Below are 16,989 nucleotides of genomic sequence, written 5' to 3' on the forward strand. Positions count from 1 at the left end.
GTCGGCCCTTCCGTACTCGCGGTTTCGTCGCCCGTTCCGTGTCGTCGTCGCCCGCCGCCGTCTGCCGTGCCCGCGCCGCCGGCTGCCGGGAGCTGTCCCACCGGCCGCGCGCCGGCCGCGCCGTGCCGGTCCGGCCCGCCTGGGTCGGCCACCTCTGCGCACCGCCGCTCGTCGGCCGCTGCTCCCCGCTGGGGGAGCGCCGCGCATCGCTGCTGGTGGGGGAGTTGTTCGGCATTGTTCGGCGAACAACGCCGAACACTTCTGAACATCGCCGTCCACCCGGCCCCTCGCCGCCGCGGCGTCCCCGCGCTGCCCCCGGGCCCGGATCACGTAGCGCCGTGGCGGCCCGGGGCGAGGGGCGAGGGGGGAGGGGTACATGTACCGGTGTGAGCAGACTCTGCTGGGCGGACGTGGTGGACCGGGCCGCGGTCATCGTGACCGGGTACGACGCGGTCGGCGGCTGCACCCTGCGCCAGGTCTACTACCGGCTGGTGGCCGAGGCCGTGATCCCGCACACCGCGCCCGCCTACCGGCGCCTGTCCGCGCGCCTTGCCCGCGCCTGCCGGGGGGAGGGGTTTCCCGACCTGATCGACCCGCTGCGCGAGGTCCACGTCCCGCTGGCCTGGCCGGACGCCGGGGCCTTCCTGGACGAGGCGCCCGCCTGGTTCTGCCTGGACCACACCGCCGGCCAGGCCGCGGCCGTGTACGTGGCCTGCGAGAAGGACACCCTGCGCGCTCAGCTCACCGGCTGGCTGGCCGAGTCCGGGATCCCCGTCCTGGTCGTGCGGGGGTTCGGCAGCCAGAGCTACGTCCAGGTCGTCCGTGAGCGCACCGCCCGCGACCCGCGCCCGGCCGTGCTGCTCTACGTCGGGGACTTCGACGCCTCCGGAGCCGACATCGAGCGTGACTGGGTGGCCCGTACCGCCTGCTGGGCCTCGGTGGAACGCGTGCTGCTCACCTACGACCAGGTCCGCGAGCACGAACTGCCGCCGGCCGAAGGGAAGCCGGGCGATCCCCGCTGGCCCGCGTTCGCCCGCCGCTACCGGCTTGATGCGGCCCGCCCGGTGCAGTGGGAGGTCGAGGCACTCGATCCGGCCGAGCTCCAGCGCCTGGTCGCCGCCGCCGTCGCCCCGTACATCGACCACGCGGTCCTCGCCGCCCGCCTCGCCGAGGAGGCGCGGCAGCGTGCGCGGCTGCGCGCGGTCCTCGACGAGGCGCGCCGCCGGCTGGCGGGGCAGGACCCTGCGGGCGGCGCCGGCACGTGATCACCCCGCCTCCCCGCCCGCTCGTGTTCGCCTCCCCGCCGGGCGCGGCCCGGTTCCGGCGGGCCTCGCACCGCCGATCGCCGGCAGCTGCTCCCGGCCGGTACGCCCATATCGCTGCTGGTGGTGGAGTTGTTCGGCGTTGTTCGGCCGAATTCGACGGTCCGCGTTTCCCGGCTCGTCGAGGACCAACTGTCCGACGAGGTCCGACGCCGTCCTGGCTTCCGTTCTGACGCCGCCCCGTGCGGGCCGTGCCGGGTGCGCCTGGTTGTCGGCGGTCAGCGGGGCGCTGGTCCTCGGTGCGGGCGCCGGCCGCGGGGCTGCGCTCCGCTCTGCCGGATCCGAGCAACTCCGCGGCGCACCGCACCGCGCGGTGGTGTCCCCCCGGCCTGCATCACCTGCTGCAACTCCCAGGCGGAGACGGCCCATGACCGCCTCGTCGCGGGCCCGTACGGCTCGGCCGAACCGTGCTGGCATCGGGCTGTCGCACCCGGGTCCTGACCGGCGCCCGAGCGCGCGGGCTGGCGTTGCCGGGCAGCGGCAACGCCCTGCGCCCCTCCACGCCGCGGGTCCTCGCCAGCATCGCCGCGGAGCCCCGGCCCGGGGGCGATACCGCGGTGAGGCGATTTGCGCGGCGGGGGAGGAGTAGGTGGGCGAGGTCGAGATCCGGCCCCCGGGCCGGGACGGCGCCCGCTGGCCGGTGATCGGCGTGCGGGTGCGCCGCGAGGACTCCGGCCCGCGGGCGGCGTCCTGGCGGCCGGCTCCGCGCGCGGTGCTCCAGGAGGTCCTGTTGCCGAGCACGTGGCCGGAGCTGGAGCGCCTCGCCGAGATCCCCACCGGCCGCAGCCGGGCCCGGGTGTACGCGCGCGACCTCGGCGAGGCCGGGGCCCGAGCGGCGCCTCGTGCTGTGCCTGCGGGGCGCCGACGGGGCTGTACGGGTGGAAGGGCCTGTGGGGTCCGTCGCCGAGGCCCGGGCCCGCGCCGCCGTACACCGCGAGGCCGGCCGCAGGAGGCCCGGCTGTGGCGCGCCCGGGCCCGCCGGATCCTCAAGGACAGCCATATCGCTCGCCGCGGGCGGAGCGAACGGGCCGCCTCGGCCGGGCTGCCCACCCTCGGCGGCCACCGCTCCTGAGCCTGCGCACGGGCGGTGCGGCTGGGGCGGGCGGCTACGAGGTCCGGGGGGGCTAGGGGAGGTTGTCGACGAGGAAGGCCGACCCGGGCGGGAAGAGCCGGCCGGCGTCCTGGACAAGCGCGATGGCCAGGTTTGCCCGTGGTCAGGGCCGCAACATGATGAGGGACAACACCCCAGCCGGCACGGCCATCGCCAGCCCCGCGAGCATGGGTGCGGCTGAACGGTTGGCCCAGCCGTGGAGCGCAACGACTGCGCCGAGGGCGAAGGCGATCAGCCCGGCGTACGTGATCACGTCAGTCGAGGTCATCAGCTCGGTCCTTTCAGGGGGCGGGCGGCCAGCTGGTCAGCGGCAGGTTCGGGGTGGGTGGCTACGCGGTTGGAGGGGGCAGGGTATGGCGCTTTCGCTGGTGCCGGCGAACAGGCGGTGGAACAGGTCCACGCGGCCTGCGGCGTGCTTCGCCGCCCCGCACGCCTCCGTCGCGATGCCGATGCGGCGCAGGGCGTCGTCGACCAGGGCGTCGGTGAAGGCCGGGGAATCCCCCGCCTTTCCGGCGGCGCGCCCGGGACCAGGCCTGGCGGACGGTGCTCACCCTGGCGCGCCGTCTCACGGTGCCTAGAGGCGATGGTCCTGCCCAGGGGCGCGATCGCCGAGACGCTTCCTTCCCCGTCGCCCGTCCCGACTCGCCTTCCGGAGTCGACCCCTTGCTCCTGACCGGGATGCCCGCCGCGCTGGACCAGCCCCCGACGAACCACGCCCAAGAGGCCCGGGCGATGACGGACCCTTTCGCGCCCCGGGCCCGACACTGGTGGGCGGCGTTCGGGCGGTCGCCGAGGGCACGCCGGGTCTGGCCGGTCTTGGCGAGCGGGTGGCCGTGGGGCGACGGCGAACAGGGCCTCGGCCTGCTGGCCGACGCGGCCCCTGGGCGCGGTCCCAGCCCGCGGGGGCAAGGGCCAGGCGGTGCTAGGGCCGGTGCAGCTTCATGTCCTGCTAGGGCATCGTGCGCATCACGAACCCGTCCTGTCCGCGTCGCCTGATCGATCTGGTCTTGAACAGCGGGGAAGACCATTGTTCAAGCCCCCCATCGCGGTCTGCCCGTTGATAGTTCGCTCGATCTGCTGAACGATGTGCTTCATCGCGCCACCGCTGTAGCCCTCAGCAAGCTCCCAGAAAAACGAATGAGTCGGCTCGAGCAGGGCGCACAACGTCCAGGCGTCGGCGTCGGAAGCCGGCTTGCACCTTTGATCTGCGTAATCGTGACGGTCCGAGAGACCGTTGAGCCTGCGCGAGTAGAAGGTCAGCGTGACAGCGCGAAGATCGTCAACGCGCGTGCTATGGAGAAGTCCACGCACGTACGCAGGATCCGTGATGCGGGCGACGGACCCTGGATCCGCTTGCTGAGCCATCACCACATCGACCAAGGGCAGCAGCATGCTGCCCGCCTTGGCCTGCGTCTTGAAGATGCGGCTCGTCTCCTCCTGGCTCAGCGGCCGACCGAACGCATGCGAAAGGATTCTCCCTGCTTCCCGCAACGCCGCGGCCGATGACCGACGTCGAGGATCTAGCTCAGCCGAAGGGAACAACAGTTCCAGTTCGCTCAAGATTGCCTTGCTGCCCTCATGTTCCTCGCCGAAACGAGCCACAAGGGAGAGCATGAACTGACGCCTCGCCCTTACGGCCTTGAGAGCGTACTCATCCAGATGTTCACTGGCGTTCTCCTCTCCCTGCGTGGGCAGCTTCGGCACCTTGAAGCCGCGCTGCTTCACCCGGTCAAGGGCTTGCTCGAGTTGGCCCCGAAGAACGTCGGTGGCCTTCGGTTCCGGGCTCAGTGCGAGCAGGTACCAGCGGACCCCCGGGCATAAATGGCCAGTCTTCGAACGGGTCATCGCAGCGAGGAGCATGGCCTGCTCAGCTTCTTCGTCGGTCACCCCGTCTCGCCCGGGCAGCGGAATCAGACGGTCCAGCCGATCGCGGCGGAGACGCTCCTCCGAGTAGCCGCTCGCACCTGCGCCATGCCGCTCTAGCACTGCGTGAACCGCGGGTAGCAATCTGAGCAGAGCCTGAGGAGGCTTCTTCGTTCCCATGCGCTCACCTAGGGACAGCGGACAGCATCCACCGCGGGATGCAGATTCTTAGACGATCCCCACCCCTTCCCCGCCTAACGACAAGGTGGTCAGTGCCACCGGATCACCTGCGATGGAAGGGAGGGAAGGAGTGGAGATCGTTCTTGCTGCGGTCATCACCGCAACAGCGACCATCTTTGCCGCTTTCATCACCACAAGGAAGAAGTAATGCACCAGGGCCCGCGTCTTTGAGGACGCGGGCCCTGGTTGCTCCACTTCCCCTCGCGCGGGCCAGATGTTCTCCGAGCGGATCATCCTGCCGTCCGTCCCGGCGTCCGCTTCCCGCCGCCCCCGCCGCGCCGGCTCGTGGCCTGCTGGGCGGGCACCCTCCCGCTGCCCGCCCGGGACGGCGAGTGGGTCCTGGTCGCCGAGGAGCTGCTGAAGGACGCCGTCGACCTCACCCACGCCGGCCACCGGGCCTACCGGGACGAGCACCGGCGCGCGCACGCCGAACGCCGGCCGCTGCCCGAGCTGACCGAGGTCCTGCAGCGGGAGTGGGCGGCCCGCCTGCCCGAGCACGACATCACGGGCCTGCTGCGGGAGCTGGTGGTGACCGTCCACGCCGACGCCGGCGGTGAGTCGTTCCGGTGGGCCCGGGCGGTCCGCGGCGCGCTGGCGGGCCTGCTGCGCCGCGACATCGAAACGTCCGGCCGGCGGCCCTGGCCCTCGTTCGTCGACCTGGACGAGGTCCGCGTCCTTGACGCCACGCTCTTCCTGGGCCCGGTGCTGGACATGGGCCCGCTGCTGGCCCGCGCGGTCCTCGACCTCGCCGCGGCGGACGCCGCGGCCGGCCTGCCGCTGGCCGACCGCCTGCGGGCGTGGCCGAGGATCGCGGCTGCGGACGCATCAGTGCACGACCGGGTACTCGCCGCCCACCTGGCCGCCCACCCGCCGCCCCCCGGCGCCGTGGCCGGGGCCGGGGACGAAGGAGCGGGGCAGTGGTGGGACTTGGCGGTCGAGGCCACGTTGCGGCTGCTCACCGGCCCCCCGACGCCGGAAGGCGCCCGCCTGGTCGACCTCGTGCTCACCACCTGCCCGACCGAGCGCGCCGCCGACCTTCACCGGCGGGCCCGTCAAGCGCTCGGCTCCGCACCCGCGGCCGCCGAGGGGGAGCAGGTCCTGCCCGCCGACGCCGAGCGGGCCAGGGCCTGGTCCCCGATCCTGCCCGCGCCCCTGCTGGCCGACTTCGGCCCGCTACCGGCCGCGCTGCACCGGGCCCGGCCCAACGGGCCGCCCGACCCCCGGTGTGCCGCCCGCCCCCGGTCGCGTCATCACACCGCCCTCGAACTGGAGGACCTGCGGGAGCGAGCCGCCGCGGCCGGCCCGCTCGCGGCCGCGGCCGCCCTGGCCGGCGCCCCGGACGCGGGCGCCACCGGCTACGCGATCGTGCTGCAGCGCCTGGTGGCGGCCGACCCGGCCGCCTGGACGGCCGACGTCCCCGCCGTACTGACCGCGCTCATCCTGCCGGAGCTCGGCGCGTTCTACCTCGCCGCCGTCGCGGCCGCCGCGCGCCGTCCCGAGGCCTTCCCCGACGGCCCGGCCGAAGCCGTGCTCGCCGCGCTCATGCTCAGCCGCACCCTGCCCGCTCCCGCCGAGCCGCACGTCCCGGACGCGGGCGAGTACGCCGGCCGGGCGTGGTCCGGCCTGCTGACCTTCGTGTGGCGCACCGGCGGCGACCTCGGCGGTCACCTCCCGACGGTCCTGGACCGGCTGCACACCCTCGCCGAACCCCTCACCCGCCCGGCCGCCCCGGCGCCGACCCCGGCGGCGGCCGGCGATCCGGAAACCCCCGCCGACCGGCCGGCCGGCCGCGCGGCCGGTGAGGAACAGGAGCTGCCCGCGGGCCTGCTGGAGTCCCACCCGGCGGTGCGCGCGCTGGACTGCCTCCTCAACTACGCCGCCGCCCACGCCTCCCAGGACGGCCAGATGCCCGGCGACGTCCTGGACCTGGTCGCCGCCGTCCTGACCGCCCGCGACGGCGACGAGGCGGTCGCCGGCGTGCTCGGCGCGCACCTGCCCCTCCTGCACCGGCGCGCCACCGCCTTCACCGCCGCCCACCCCGAGGTGTACGCGCTCGCCCCCGGCCGCCCTTCGCCGGCCGCCGCGTGGCTGCACGAAGGCCGCCACGATCCGCTGCTGCTCACCGCCCTGGACCGCGGCCAGCTCCTGGCCGTCCTGCGCGAGGAACCGTCCGGCGGCGCGGCGTTCCGCGTGGTGCACGCGCTGCTGACCGGCCAGGCCGACCTGCTCGGCGACCCCACGGCCGCCTGGCGTGAGCTGGCCGCCGGCCCGGGCGGCGCCGAGGCCGCTTCCGGCTTCCTCGGGTACCTGGCCCTCTTCACCGTGATGAGCCCGGCCGACCGGACCGCGGCGGACACCGAACAGGTGTGGTGGACCGCCGCCCTGGAGGCCGGCCTGCCGCCCGGCGCGCTCGCGGGCGCCGGCGACTTCGCCGCAGCGTTGCCGGACGAGGTGTGGCTGCCCCTGGCCCGGCGCAGCGCCGCCCACTCCCCGGCCCAGAGCGATGCCGGCAAGGTCGCCGAACGCGCCGCCGCGCACCCGCGCGAGCCCGACGCCCTGCTCCTGGCCACGCACCTGCTCACCCGCCCCGCCCCCGAACCCGCGTACGACACCGACGTCCGCCGTCACGCTCGGGCCCTGCTCCAGGCCGCCGCAGCGCTGCCCGAGACCGAGCAGCCTGCCGAGGCGGAACAGCTGCGCCGGGCCCTGGTCGAAGCCGGCGAGGTGGACCTCGCCCGGCCGGCTTCGGCGGCTGGCTGACCGCCGGGCAGGCAGAACGCGGCCGCGTCGGCGGGAGCCGACCGGCACGCCGCCTCCGAGGGCGGAACGCCGGTGCCCGCATGGTGTCCCCTCCTGCCCCGCGGCAACCACGGGTGTCACGCTGCAGTGTCACGCTCCACTCGCATGCCCTCTGAGCTGCACCGATGCCCGCCGAGCGGAAGCGGGGCGGTGAAGCGTGACAGCGTGACACCGGCCTTCCCTCGGCAGCGCCAAAGGCCAAGCCGTCCGCCCGGCCCTTCTTGGTCCCGTGTGGTCCGGGCGCCGTCCCGGCCGTGCCCGGCCCGCTGTCGTGCCGCCGCCTCGCCGGCTGCTGGTGCCCGGCCGGCCTCCCGCTCACGGAGCGGCTGCGGGCGTGGCCCCGGATCGAGCAGGCCGACGCGCACCTGCACGCCCGCCTGCTTGCCGCGCACCTGGCCGCGCACCCGCCCCACGCCGCGGGCTTGGGCACCGGGACTTCCTCCAACGCGGCGGGGACGGGGGAGTGGTGGGACCGGGCGGTCGAGGCCCGGTGCGGCTGCTGGCCGGCCGCCCAACCCCGGAGGGCGCCCGGCTGGTCGGCCTCGTGCTCACGAACTGCCCGCCCGAGCGCGCCGCCGACCTTCACCGGCGGGCCCGGGCGGCGCTCGGACCCGCACCCGCGGCCGCCGAGGTGGAGCACGTGCTGCCCGCCGGCGCCGAGCGGGTCGACGGCACGGTGGAGCCGCTCGCGTCCTGGCTGCGGGTGTGGGACTGGTCCCCTCTCCTGCCCGCGCCGCTGCTCACCGGGTTCGGCCCGCTGCTCGCCGCGGTGCGCCGCCTGCAGCCGGCCGGGCCCCCCGATCCGCGCGCCGCCGAGGACGCCGGCGCCGACGGGTACGCGATCGTGCTGCACCGCCTCGTCGAAGCCGGCCCGGCCGCCTGGACCGCCGACGTCCCCGCCGTCCTCGCCGCTCTGGGCCGGGCGGAGCTCGGTGCGTTCTACCTCGCCGCCGTCGCGGGCGGCGCGCGCCGCCCTCGCGCTGCGCCGCACCCGCGCTCGACGAGGGCTTGGCCGCCGGCGGGGAACACGACCCGGCCGGGGGCCTGCTCGGCTCGGACCCGGCGGTGCGTGCGCTGGGATGCCTGCTGGAGTACGCCGCCGCCCTCGCCCGTACGGGCGCCGCGGTCCCCGACGACGTCCTCGGCCTGGTCGCCGGCGCGCTGGCCGCGCGAGGCGACGACGAAGCGGTCGCCACCGCGATCGGCGTGCACCTGCCGTTCCTGCACCGCCACGCCGGCGAGTTCACCGCCGCCCACCCCGAGCTGTACGCCCTCACCCCCGGCCGGGCGACGCCGGCCGCCGCGTGGCTGCGCTGGGGCGGGCACGACCCGCTGCTGCTGACTGCCCTCGGCCCCGGCCGGCTCCTCGACGCGGTGCGCGGGCACCTTCCCGGCGCCGACCGGCACCTCGCCCACGCTCTGCTCACCGACACCGACGTCCTGGGCGATCCGGTGGCCGCCTGGACCCAACTGGCCGCCGGCCCCGACGGCGCGGCCGCGGCATCCCAGCTCCTGGCCGCGCTCGCCGCGCACGCCCCGCGCCGGCCGGAACCCGCAGGCGCCCCGCTGGAGCCGGCCGCCCGCGCCGCGGTGGCAGCGGCAGCACGGTGGTGGACCGCGGCGCTGGACGCCGACCTGCCGCCCGGCGCGCTCGCCGCCGCCGGCGACTTCGCCGAAATCGCACTCGACGACGAGGTGTGGCTGCCGCCGGCCCGCGCGAGAACGACGCCCTGCTCCTGGCCGCGGACCTGCTCACCCGCCCCGCCCCCGACCCCTGGCACGACGTCGAGGTTCGCGCGCACGCCCGAGCCCTGCTCCTGGCCGCCGAGGCCCTGCCCGCCCCCGACCGTCCCGCCGGCACGGAGCGGCTGCGCCGGGCGCTGGTGGAGGCCGGGGAGATCGACCTCGCGCGGACGGCGCCGACGGCCGGCTGACGCCCGCGCGCCGCCCCGTTGTCCGAACTGCCCGTGTCCGTCGCCCGAGCCCCGCACTGCCGGCCGTCCACGCCGTACGCCCTCGTGGCCGCCGCGCTCACCCCCGACGGCCCCGGACCCGCCCGCCGGCTTCGCGAGGGCGGCCGCCCGGCGCCGGGAGCCGCGCGTCATGTCGGCGGGCTACTCAAGCAGGCCAGAGAGCGAAACAGCTGGTCAAGCCACATAAGCACGCCCCAACAGCGCGCTGTGATGCCACGACCAACCTGCGCGCCTTCTCACCGCGCCCTCCAGGCACGCCACCCCAGCTCGACCGGCCTGCCTGCTGATCTGCCGAGCTGGCAGCCCTCGCAGCACAAGCACGTATGGAGCACTCAACGGACATGCTCGATGTTCATCTGGTCGCTTTCGGACGATTCCGGTCCGGAGGCGTGGTTGCGCTGACCTCGGCCTTATGAGGCCACTAGGGTCCTGCGACTGTGACGGAGACGAAGAAAAAGCGGCTGGTACCGACCGGCGACTGCTTCTGCGGTTGCGGCGCGGAGGTGGGGATCGGCCGGTGGTTCGTGCCTGGGCACGACATCACGGCCGCCGGTGCGCTGCGCGCGGTCGAGGGAGGACTGAGCCTGCCGCAGCGGCTGGTCGAGGCGGGGTTCGGGCCGGAGCGCTCGGTGGTCCAGGAGGCGGTCGATCAGGCCGGCTGGGTGCGCTGCGAGAGGTGCTCGTACGCGGGGGCGCCGGCGGGACTGGCTACTCACATCCGTGCCGGCTCCTGCGCCTCCCCCGAGGCCGGGGGCGGGGAGGGTGACGGCGCCGTGATGCCGGAGCCCGCGGCCGGGCAGACAGCACCGCTCCGGGCCGCGGGGCCTTCGGAGGCCGGGTCCGCGCCGCCGGTGAGGGCGCAGACGGGGCCTGCCCGGGGGCGGGTGCTGCCCGGGGAGGACGACCCGTTTTGGGGCGAGGTGCCGCTCCACCTGCGCCAGGCGTTGCGGATCCCCGCGCACCAGCTGGTGACCCCGGTGCGCGGGCCGTTGAAGGCGAAGGAGCAGCGCCGTGTGCTGTCCGCGGTACGGGCCGCCCAGCGGATGCGGATGACCGGCGCACACTGGCTGCTGCTGCTGACCACCGAGCGGGAGGCCTTCGGGAGTACGAGCAGCGCCCGGGCCGGCGCGTTCTACGGGGCGCTCGAGCGGATCCTCGCCGAGTACCTGCCGCCGGCCCAGGACCAGCAGGACGCGCCTGCAGCGCCGGAGGAGACCGCCGCCGGCTGAACCGCCGGCAGGATCCGCGCCCCACGCCGCCGGCCGCGGCGCCGGAAGGAACGGATCGGAGCACGCCGAGCAGCTGGGCGCGGCACCGTCGGATGCCGGCACCGGCCCCACCCGCAGGACGCCGGGACGGACTCGGCCCCGCGTCCGGCCGGCTGGGCACGCCGGCCGTTTCCCGGAGGGCGAGGAGCGGACCGGGGGCGGCGGCGCCCTGGGGCCTACGACGTCGCCGCATCCCGCTGCGCCCGCTTGTCCCGGAGCCACTTGCGCGGGTTGATCCCCTCCGGACGCTCGCTCTCCCACCGGACCTCGTCCGCGGCCTGCTCCGCCTGGACGACCGCGTGCTCGGTCGCCAGGCGGGCGTAGCCGAGCGCCTTCGCCACGGTCGACAGGACGGCGGCGGCGAACCGCGGGCCATTCCGGTCCGCGGCCGCCACAGCGAACGCGGCCGGGAACGCCATCTCCGCCCGGGGGTTGGCCATCTCCCACTCGACATGCCCGATCCCGTCCACCGCGACCGTCCCGGGGACGAGAAGGGTCGCGAAGGCGCGGACCTCCCGGTACAGAGCGGTGCTGTCGGGGTTGTCGCGGTCGAGGTGATCCGCCTCGCCGACACGCACGTGGACCTCGTAGCCGGCCCACGTGAAGCGGGCGGTGCGCTGCGAGGTGAGCCTCACATCGGCGAGCTGGGCGGCGATCTTGTACGGCTCGGACTGCCGCAGGCCGGGGTATGCCGCGGCGAGCGTGGCCAGGGTCTGGTCGAGAGGACTGGGCGAGCTGGGCGGGACGGTCTCTTCGGGCATGGCGGCCTTCCTGGCTACGACGGGGGTGGGTAAGCGTCCAGGCCGCACACGGTGGCCGGTGCGTTCGCCTGGTGACGCCGTCCCCGCTCAAGCGGGAAGCAGAAGAGCAGTGCTCCTAGCGGGAGCCATCCCGCGTACGCGGGCAGAAGGGCCGGGGCTGCCCGGCTCAGCACCAGGATGCCAGGTGCGCACCGCTCGTGAAGCCCCTTCTTCCACACGCAGGCGCCGCCGCCTCCAACCGAGCTCAGTCAGGGCGGCGCGGTCGGGACCCGGGCTGACGATGCCCCTGCGGCGCGGTGGGGCGGTGCGCGCCTGGTCTCAGCGTCCGAGCCAGTGCCGCTCGACGACCATGCCGCCTCCCGTGTAGCGGTGCCACAGCTGGGGACCGACGCCGGCCCAGGCGGGGAGGCCGGGCGCGGGCAGCGGCGCCTGGCCGGCCCGCTGGGCGTCGTCGGCCAGCAGCCGGGCCAAGCCGGCCCGGTACTCCTCGTTGCCGCGGTGGCCGCGTTCGACGTCGGCGAGGATCTGCCGCAGGGGGTGGGTGCGTACCTCGATCCGGCCGCGGTGGGTGGTGTGCTGGTTGTGGGTGAGGATCTCGACCCAGGACCAGGCGTCCAGCCCGCGCGCGAGCGCCAGGCGGTCGATGTGGTCGGCCAGGGGCCCGCCCCGGTCGGTCCAGGCTGCGTACAGGCGTACAGAGCCGTCGGGTTGGGGCACGTCGGTGCGCACCAGCGTCTCGGGCCCGGCCGCGGCGAGCGCGCTCTCGACCACGGCTTGTTCGACCGGGCCGCGGTTCCCGGTGGGCGCGAGGTCGGGCCGCGCGGGCGGGGCCGTGAGGACGGGCACGGGCAACTCCGGCGGCGGCGAGTAGGCGGGCAGGGCTCCGCACCTTCAACGACGAGTCGTCCGGCCGGTTACGGCCCCGGGCGAACCAGGCCACCCTGTCCGGGCCCGGCCGCACCGGCAGCGCCCCGGGAGGTCGCGCCGGGGGCGTGTACGGCCGGCGCGTGCGCCCTGTCCTGTCGGCCCGCCCGGCCGTAGCGTCGTGACGAAGCCGCGGCCGGGCCGCCGACGGCGTCCAGGAGGAAAGGGGCGGGTGTGAAGCGACGGAGAGTGCTGGTGGCGGGAGTTGCCCTCGGAGCCGGCGCCGTCGCCGGACCCGCCCCGGCGTGGGCGGCCGCCGAGCCGGGACTGTCCGCCGGCGACGTCGCCGCGGCCCGCCGGCTGTTCGCCGCCGGCGCCTACACGCGGCTCGGTGAGGTGCTGCCGCTGCTCCTGGCCGCCGCGCGCAGCGCCGAGCAGGGCCCGGCGGGCGCCGCCCGCGCGGCCGGTGTGTGGGTGCTCGCCTCCCAGCTCGCCGTCAAGCAGGGCCGAACCGGCCCCGCCGGCGCCTTCGCGGAGCAAGCCGGCGCCGCAGCCCGGCGCTCCGGCGATCCGGTGGTGCTCGCCGCCGCGGCCCGCGCGGCCGCGACCCCGCTGCGCCGCACCGGCCGCACCGACGAGGCCCTGCTCCTGCTCGCCGAGGCGCGCGCCCACCTGCTGTCCGGCTCCCGGCCCACGGCCGCCGAGCTGGAGGCGGCGGGCCTGGCGGCGCTCACCGCCGCCTACACCGCCGCCCAGGCCCACCGGCCCGCCCTCGCCCGCGACTTCGCCGCCCAGGCCGAGGAGGACACCCTCCGTCTCGCCCGCCACCCGCACACCCCCGGCCGCCCCCGGGAGCTGACCGCCGGCCAGTGCGCCCTCTACGGGATCGGGATCCACCGCCACCTCGGCGACGTCGACACCGCCCTCGCCCACGCCCGCCGGCTGCGCCCCGACCGTCTGCCCACCGCCGAGCGCCGCGCCCGCGCCGCCACCGACACCGCCCGCGCCCTGCTCGACGCCGGCGACGCGGCCGGCGCCTTCACCCAGCTGCGCCTGGTCGAGGCCGCCGCCCCGCTGGAGGCCCGCCGGCCCGCGGTCCGCGCGCTGACCGCGCACGTCGCCGAGCTGCGCCCCGGACTGCCGGGCCTGGGCGACTTCGTGGCCCGCACCGTGGTGTCCCCTGTGTGACCTGCGAAGGGAGCCGCCGATGCCCCGGCTGCCGGTCCCGCGCCGCCCGCCGCCAGCGAGGTGTTGCGGTGCCGGCAACCCCACCGCCTGGTGCGGGTGTTGGCCGTTCCCGGCACGAGCGCCGGGGCCCGCCGGCGGTGATACTGCGGGGCCGGACGCGACCGGGCGGGCCGCTGCGCCCCGCCCCTGCGGGCGGGGCCGCGCGGGCTGCTACTCGTCCTGGGGCGTGCCCGGGCCGGTGTCCTGTCCGATGCCGAGGGCCGTCGCGACCTCGTCGAAGACCTCGGGGTCGACGGGCCTGGGGGCGTCGAAGGGCCAGTCCAGGTCGACGATGGCCGGGCGGTAGGGGGCCGCGAGGAGTTCGTGGACGGGCAGGTCGACGGGGAGGACCCGCGGTCCATACGTCTGGGCGAGGAGCCGGGCGAGGCCGGGCGCGTCCGTACGGGTCTTGCCGGCGCCTCCGGGCCGCAGGTGCTTGTCCTGCAGCAGCCGGTGCGCCAGGTTCTCGAGGTCCGGGATCCGGCCGGCGGCGGTGGGCGGGGCGGCGAGGGCGCGGGCCTGGCCGGGGGTCATGCCGGTGGCGGCGACGAGGGCCCGGACGGTGTGCTCGTCCAGTCCGTCGGCGAGGTCGTCCAGGCGCGCGGTGGCCGAGGTGCCGGGCTGAAGGCCGAGGAGTTCCATCGCGCGGTGCCGCTGGACGCCGGCCGCGGCGGCGACGCGCTGCACGTAGCCGTCGAGCCGCTCGGCGGGGCGGGGCAGGGGAGCGTCGGGGATCCGGCCGGGGAGAGCGGGCCGGCGGCCGGCGCGGTCGGCGACGGCGCGGCGGGCCTGGCCCAGGGTGGTGCCGGGGTGAGCCCGCTGGTAGGCGCGTACGGCGCGGGTGTTCTCGCGGTTGCGGCGGTCGGTCATGTCGTCGGTCCTCGTCCGGCCTGCTGCCCCACACGCGCCGGCCGTCCTGGGAGGAGGGCATGACACAGCTGCTCGCGCGAGTCGCAGACGTCTTGGTCCCCTGCGGCGGTGTGGGCGTCGAGGTGGTGGTGGACCGGGCGCGGCGCGGTTGCCCTGTGGTGCACGGTCATCGTAGCGACCGGCCCGGCCCGGGCCGGGCCCAAGGGCCGCTCACACCTCGTCCCAGTCCTCCCAGCGGGGGCGGCTGAGGATGATGCTGAAGGTGTACGTGGCGTCGCTGGCGCGCACGAGGCGGACGTTGCCCGTGCTCTGGTGCTTGGCGAGGAACTCGCAGAGGGTCAGGCTGGCGTGCGTGCTGTCGTCGGCGGTGTGAGCGAGAGGCAGGAGCAGTTCGCCGGGGTAGGGCGGCCACTGGTAGGCGCTGAGGACCTCGGCCTGTGTCCACGTCCAGCCGGTGGCGGCGGCCGGGGTGGCGGCGCGCACACGGATCACGTCGGCGTTGCCGGGGACGAGGGCGCGCAGGGTGTCGACGGCGGGGGAGCGGCGGGGCTGACTGGGGTTGGCGTACGGGCCCATGCGGGGCGGCTCCTGGAGGCGGTGACGGGGTCGTGGGAAGGGATGGTGCCGGTCGTCCCGGGGCGGCGGGGGTCAGCGGCGCTTGCGGCGGGGGCGGCGGGAGTGCTCCCCGGCGAGGGTGCGTTCGCGCGTCGTGACCATGTACTGGCCTTCGCGCAGGTCGAAGACGACCCACGGGCTGTCGCCGTGGTTGCCGGAGGCGTACGGCTGCCGCCGCCAGTCGTTCTCGGTGCCGTAGCGGTCGTGGAAGGTGGGGTGGAGGCCGGCGGCGACGAGGTCGTTCAGGGCGCCCGCGAGGTTCTGCCAGAGGACTGCGGTGTCGGGCTTCGGGGTGGCGGTGTCCATCGGGTGGGTCTCCGGTTCTGTGCAGGGTGGGGTGCCGGGGGCCTGCCGTGGCCCGGCTCGGTCAGTGGCTCGGCGGCGGACGCCGCGCCGGGATCGGTCAGGCGGCGGGGGCCATGGCGCGGCGCCAGAGGCGCTCCTCGCGGCGCCGGATCTGGCGGCGGTACTTGGGGCCCTTCTCGCCCTCGTCGCCGTACCGGTGGGGGAGCACCTTGCTGCTCACGGTCCCGGTCCGGGCGTGGCGGTACTCGCGTCGCTTGGTGCGGCCGGTGCGCGGGACGGGTGCGGACCTCATGCTGTGCCCCCTTGTCGGGTGGGGTGACGGGAAGCCACCGGCGGGATGGTGTGCGGGTCGTTGCGCCACCGGCTCGCGGCGGGTATCAGGGAGCGGTGAGCTTGGCGAAGGGCGTGAAGTCCACGACGACGACCTGCTCGCCGGGCTCGACGGGGATCTCGGTGCGCTCGCGCGTGGCGAAGTCGCAGTTGCCGACCTTGAAGCCGTCGATCACCTGGCGCAGGCGGCTGCACTGGAACCGCGCCGTGCCGGAGGCGAGGACGATCGTGCCCTTGTGGCACTCGGGGCAGGTGATCCGGCGGAAGTTCGGGCCGGGGTTCAGCATGGGGGGCTCCAGGCGGCTCAGGTGCGAACTGTATTCACTAGTGTACTCTAATTAGGGGTAAGATCAAAGTTATTGACTCAGGGCCCGGAGGGACGAGCCCACGGGCGACGCCGCAGTGGCCCGCCGGCGCCCACCTTCGGTTCGACGAGATGCCGCTGCTCCCGGCCGCCGCGTACAGCGCCGAGCAGGGCCCGCACGGCCGCTGCGCCGTACCGGCCGTTACAGACGAGACCCCGCTCCTGCTGCACCAGGCGCGCGCCCACAGAGCAGGCGGCGGGCCTGGCGGCGCTCACCGCCGCTCAAGCCGAGGAGAACGCCCTGCTGGAGACCCGCCGCCCCTCGGCGCGCGCCGACCGCACCGGCCGCCGCGCCCCCCTGGCCCGCCGGGCCTGAACCACTACGTGCATCGAACCGTGGTGTCCCCCCTCTCACCTGCGGAGACCCCCACCACCACCGAGGTCGGCCGAAGGCCGCCGACGCGCGCCGTGCGGCTCCGCCGCACGCCGACACCGACGCCGCCCGCGCCCCACCCCCCGACGCTCACCGAGACCGGCACCCGCCCCGGGCACCGGAGACCCCGACCCCCGATTCAGCCAGAGAGCGCCCGCGACAGCCGGGTCTTTGAACTTTGCAAAGTAGCCCCCGAACCCCCGCCGGCCCTTCCTGACCGAGGAGGAGGAGAGCGCGAGGGTCCCTCCAAGATCAACCAGCACACCAGCACCCGTCACCTTCAGTAGTCAGAAACCGACACCCACACACCACCCATCCAACAATCCCGACAGCAAACACCAACCAGACAGCCCACCCAACTCCAGAGCGCAGCGGAGGAGTTGACCACCCAACAACTCCGGGGCGCGGAGCGCCCCTACACCCCTCCCCTCCGGGGGCGACAGCCCCCGGCACACCCTCCATCACCCCAACTCCGCAGCACAGCGGAGGAGTTGCCCCACCCACGACCCAGGGCGCGGAGCGCCCCACCCGGCCACCCCGAGGGCGCCAGCCCTCGGGCCACGCCCCCACGCACCGACCCCGGCGGGGCCGGAGGCCCCGCAACTCCCGTGCGAAGCACGGGAGTTTGCCCGTAGTCACTCGCGAAGGGCCGAAGGCCCGAGCAACCCCGGCCGAAGGCCGGTGGTTACCCAGCGTAGCTGGG

General features: G+C 75.7%; 16 protein-coding genes. 6 read left to right on the forward strand and 10 right to left on the reverse strand.

Translation table 11 applies throughout. From position 1 onward, the window contains the following. Positions 1 to 386: 386 nt before the first annotated feature. Together ACZ6K0_RS38730 and ACZ6K0_RS38735 are read left to right on the forward strand one after the other, a co-directional pair. A complete protein-coding gene (locus ACZ6K0_RS38730; protein ID WP_469578370.1) occupies positions 387 to 1,265 on the forward strand; it encodes a hypothetical protein in 879 nt (292 codons plus the stop codon). Between the two features lie 646 nt (positions 1,266 to 1,911). Continuing rightward, positions 1,912 to 2,394 carry a hypothetical protein gene (locus ACZ6K0_RS38735; protein WP_469578373.1) on the forward strand — a complete coding sequence of 161 codons (483 nt, stop codon included), beginning with the start codon at positions 1,912 to 1,914 and terminating at the stop codon, positions 2,392 to 2,394. A gap of 142 nt (positions 2,395 to 2,536) precedes the next feature. Here the strand turns inward: ACZ6K0_RS38735 and ACZ6K0_RS38740 are convergent, their stop codons facing one another. Both ACZ6K0_RS38740 and ACZ6K0_RS38745 read right to left on the reverse strand, forming a co-directional pair. Beyond that, on the reverse strand, positions 2,537 to 2,701 hold the full coding sequence (locus ACZ6K0_RS38740; protein WP_469578376.1) for a hypothetical protein: 165 nt from the start codon (positions 2,699 to 2,701) through the stop codon (positions 2,537 to 2,539). A 698-nt stretch (positions 2,702 to 3,399) separates the two neighbouring features. Beyond that, positions 3,400 to 4,476, reverse strand: a complete 1,077-nt coding sequence (locus tag ACZ6K0_RS38745) for a hypothetical protein (protein ID WP_469578379.1) — start codon at positions 4,474 to 4,476, stop codon at positions 3,400 to 3,402. 345 nt (positions 4,477 to 4,821) lie between these two features. Between ACZ6K0_RS38745 and ACZ6K0_RS38750 the strand changes: the two genes are divergently transcribed. Then, on the forward strand, positions 4,822 to 7,296 hold the full coding sequence (locus tag ACZ6K0_RS38750; protein WP_469578382.1) for a hypothetical protein: 2,475 nt from the start codon (positions 4,822 to 4,824) through the stop codon (positions 7,294 to 7,296). A gap of 978 nt (positions 7,297 to 8,274) precedes the next feature. Here the strand turns inward: ACZ6K0_RS38750 and ACZ6K0_RS38755 are convergent. Next, a complete protein-coding gene (locus tag ACZ6K0_RS38755; RefSeq protein WP_469578384.1) occupies positions 8,275 to 8,868 on the reverse strand; it encodes a hypothetical protein in 594 nt (197 codons plus the stop codon). Positions 8,869 to 9,032: 164 nt separating this feature from the next. On the opposite strand from ACZ6K0_RS38755, the gene ACZ6K0_RS38760 reads away from it, so the two are divergent. Both ACZ6K0_RS38760 and ACZ6K0_RS38765 read left to right on the forward strand, forming a co-directional pair. Continuing rightward, positions 9,033 to 9,269 (forward strand): hypothetical protein, encoded by a 237-nt coding sequence (locus ACZ6K0_RS38760; protein WP_469578387.1) that lies wholly within the window; start codon positions 9,033 to 9,035, stop codon positions 9,267 to 9,269. A 476-nt stretch (positions 9,270 to 9,745) separates the two neighbouring features. Continuing rightward, positions 9,746 to 10,537, forward strand: a complete 792-nt coding sequence (locus ACZ6K0_RS38765) for a hypothetical protein (protein WP_469578389.1) — start codon at positions 9,746 to 9,748, stop codon at positions 10,535 to 10,537. 215 nt (positions 10,538 to 10,752) lie between these two features. Here ACZ6K0_RS38765 and ACZ6K0_RS38770 read toward each other — a convergent pair whose 3' ends face one another. Both ACZ6K0_RS38770 and ACZ6K0_RS38775 read right to left on the reverse strand, forming a co-directional pair. Further along, complete coding sequence (locus ACZ6K0_RS38770) at positions 10,753 to 11,337, reverse strand: hypothetical protein (protein ID WP_469578392.1); 585 nt, start codon at positions 11,335 to 11,337, stop codon at positions 10,753 to 10,755. A 318-nt stretch (positions 11,338 to 11,655) separates the two neighbouring features. After that, positions 11,656 to 12,183 carry a hypothetical protein gene (locus tag ACZ6K0_RS38775; RefSeq protein WP_469578395.1) on the reverse strand — a complete coding sequence of 176 codons (528 nt, stop codon included), beginning with the start codon at positions 12,181 to 12,183 and terminating at the stop codon, positions 11,656 to 11,658. 252 nt (positions 12,184 to 12,435) lie between these two features. Here ACZ6K0_RS38775 and ACZ6K0_RS38780 point away from each other — a divergent pair, with 252 nt between their 5' ends. Beyond that, the gene (locus ACZ6K0_RS38780; RefSeq protein WP_469578397.1) at positions 12,436 to 13,389 is read left to right on the forward strand and encodes a transcriptional regulator; all 954 of its coding nucleotides are present in this window, start codon (positions 12,436 to 12,438) and stop codon (positions 13,387 to 13,389) included. Between the two features lie 210 nt (positions 13,390 to 13,599). Here the strand turns inward: ACZ6K0_RS38780 and ACZ6K0_RS38785 are convergent, their stop codons facing one another. The 5 genes from ACZ6K0_RS38785 to ACZ6K0_RS38805 form a co-directional block, all read right to left on the reverse strand. Further along, positions 13,600 to 14,298 carry a hypothetical protein gene (locus tag ACZ6K0_RS38785; RefSeq protein ID WP_469578400.1) on the reverse strand — a complete coding sequence of 233 codons (699 nt, stop codon included), beginning with the start codon at positions 14,296 to 14,298 and terminating at the stop codon, positions 13,600 to 13,602. A 210-nt stretch (positions 14,299 to 14,508) separates the two neighbouring features. Next, positions 14,509 to 14,874, reverse strand: coding sequence for a hypothetical protein (locus tag ACZ6K0_RS38790; protein WP_469578403.1), 366 nt, complete (start codon positions 14,872 to 14,874; stop codon positions 14,509 to 14,511). 72 nt (positions 14,875 to 14,946) lie between these two features. After that, a complete protein-coding gene (locus ACZ6K0_RS38795; RefSeq protein WP_469578405.1) occupies positions 14,947 to 15,219 on the reverse strand; it encodes a hypothetical protein in 273 nt (90 codons plus the stop codon). Between the two features lie 97 nt (positions 15,220 to 15,316). Further along, positions 15,317 to 15,511, reverse strand: a complete 195-nt coding sequence (locus ACZ6K0_RS38800) for a hypothetical protein (protein ID WP_469578407.1) — start codon at positions 15,509 to 15,511, stop codon at positions 15,317 to 15,319. Positions 15,512 to 15,596: 85 nt separating this feature from the next. Continuing rightward, complete coding sequence (locus tag ACZ6K0_RS38805; protein WP_210978058.1) at positions 15,597 to 15,836, reverse strand: hypothetical protein; 240 nt, start codon at positions 15,834 to 15,836, stop codon at positions 15,597 to 15,599. Between the last annotated feature and the right edge of the window lie 1,153 nt (positions 15,837 to 16,989).

This window comes from Streptomyces sp. NPDC042346, from assembly GCF_055581845.1.

Excerpts from the sequence above, each read along its gene's own strand:
- ACZ6K0_RS38740 (WP_469578376.1), bottom strand. The coding sequence starts at position 2,701 with ATGACCTCGACTGACGTGATCACGTACGCCGGGCTGATCGCCTTCGCC.
- ACZ6K0_RS38745 (WP_469578379.1), bottom strand. The coding sequence starts at position 4,476 with ATGGGAACGAAGAAGCCTCCTCAGGCTCTGCTCAGATTGCTACCCGCG.
- ACZ6K0_RS38770 (WP_469578392.1), bottom strand. The coding sequence starts at position 11,337 with ATGCCCGAAGAGACCGTCCCGCCCAGCTCGCCCAGTCCTCTCGACCAG.
- ACZ6K0_RS38785 (WP_469578400.1), bottom strand. The coding sequence starts at position 14,298 with ATGACCGACCGCCGCAACCGCGAGAACACCCGCGCCGTACGCGCCTAC.
- ACZ6K0_RS38790 (WP_469578403.1), bottom strand. The coding sequence starts at position 14,874 with ATGGGCCCGTACGCCAACCCCAGTCAGCCCCGCCGCTCCCCCGCCGTC.
- ACZ6K0_RS38795 (WP_469578405.1), bottom strand. The coding sequence starts at position 15,219 with ATGGACACCGCCACCCCGAAGCCCGACACCGCAGTCCTCTGGCAGAAC.
- ACZ6K0_RS38800 (WP_469578407.1), bottom strand. The coding sequence starts at position 15,511 with ATGAGGTCCGCACCCGTCCCGCGCACCGGCCGCACCAAGCGACGCGAG.
- ACZ6K0_RS38805 (WP_210978058.1), bottom strand. The coding sequence starts at position 15,836 with ATGCTGAACCCCGGCCCGAACTTCCGCCGGATCACCTGCCCCGAGTGC.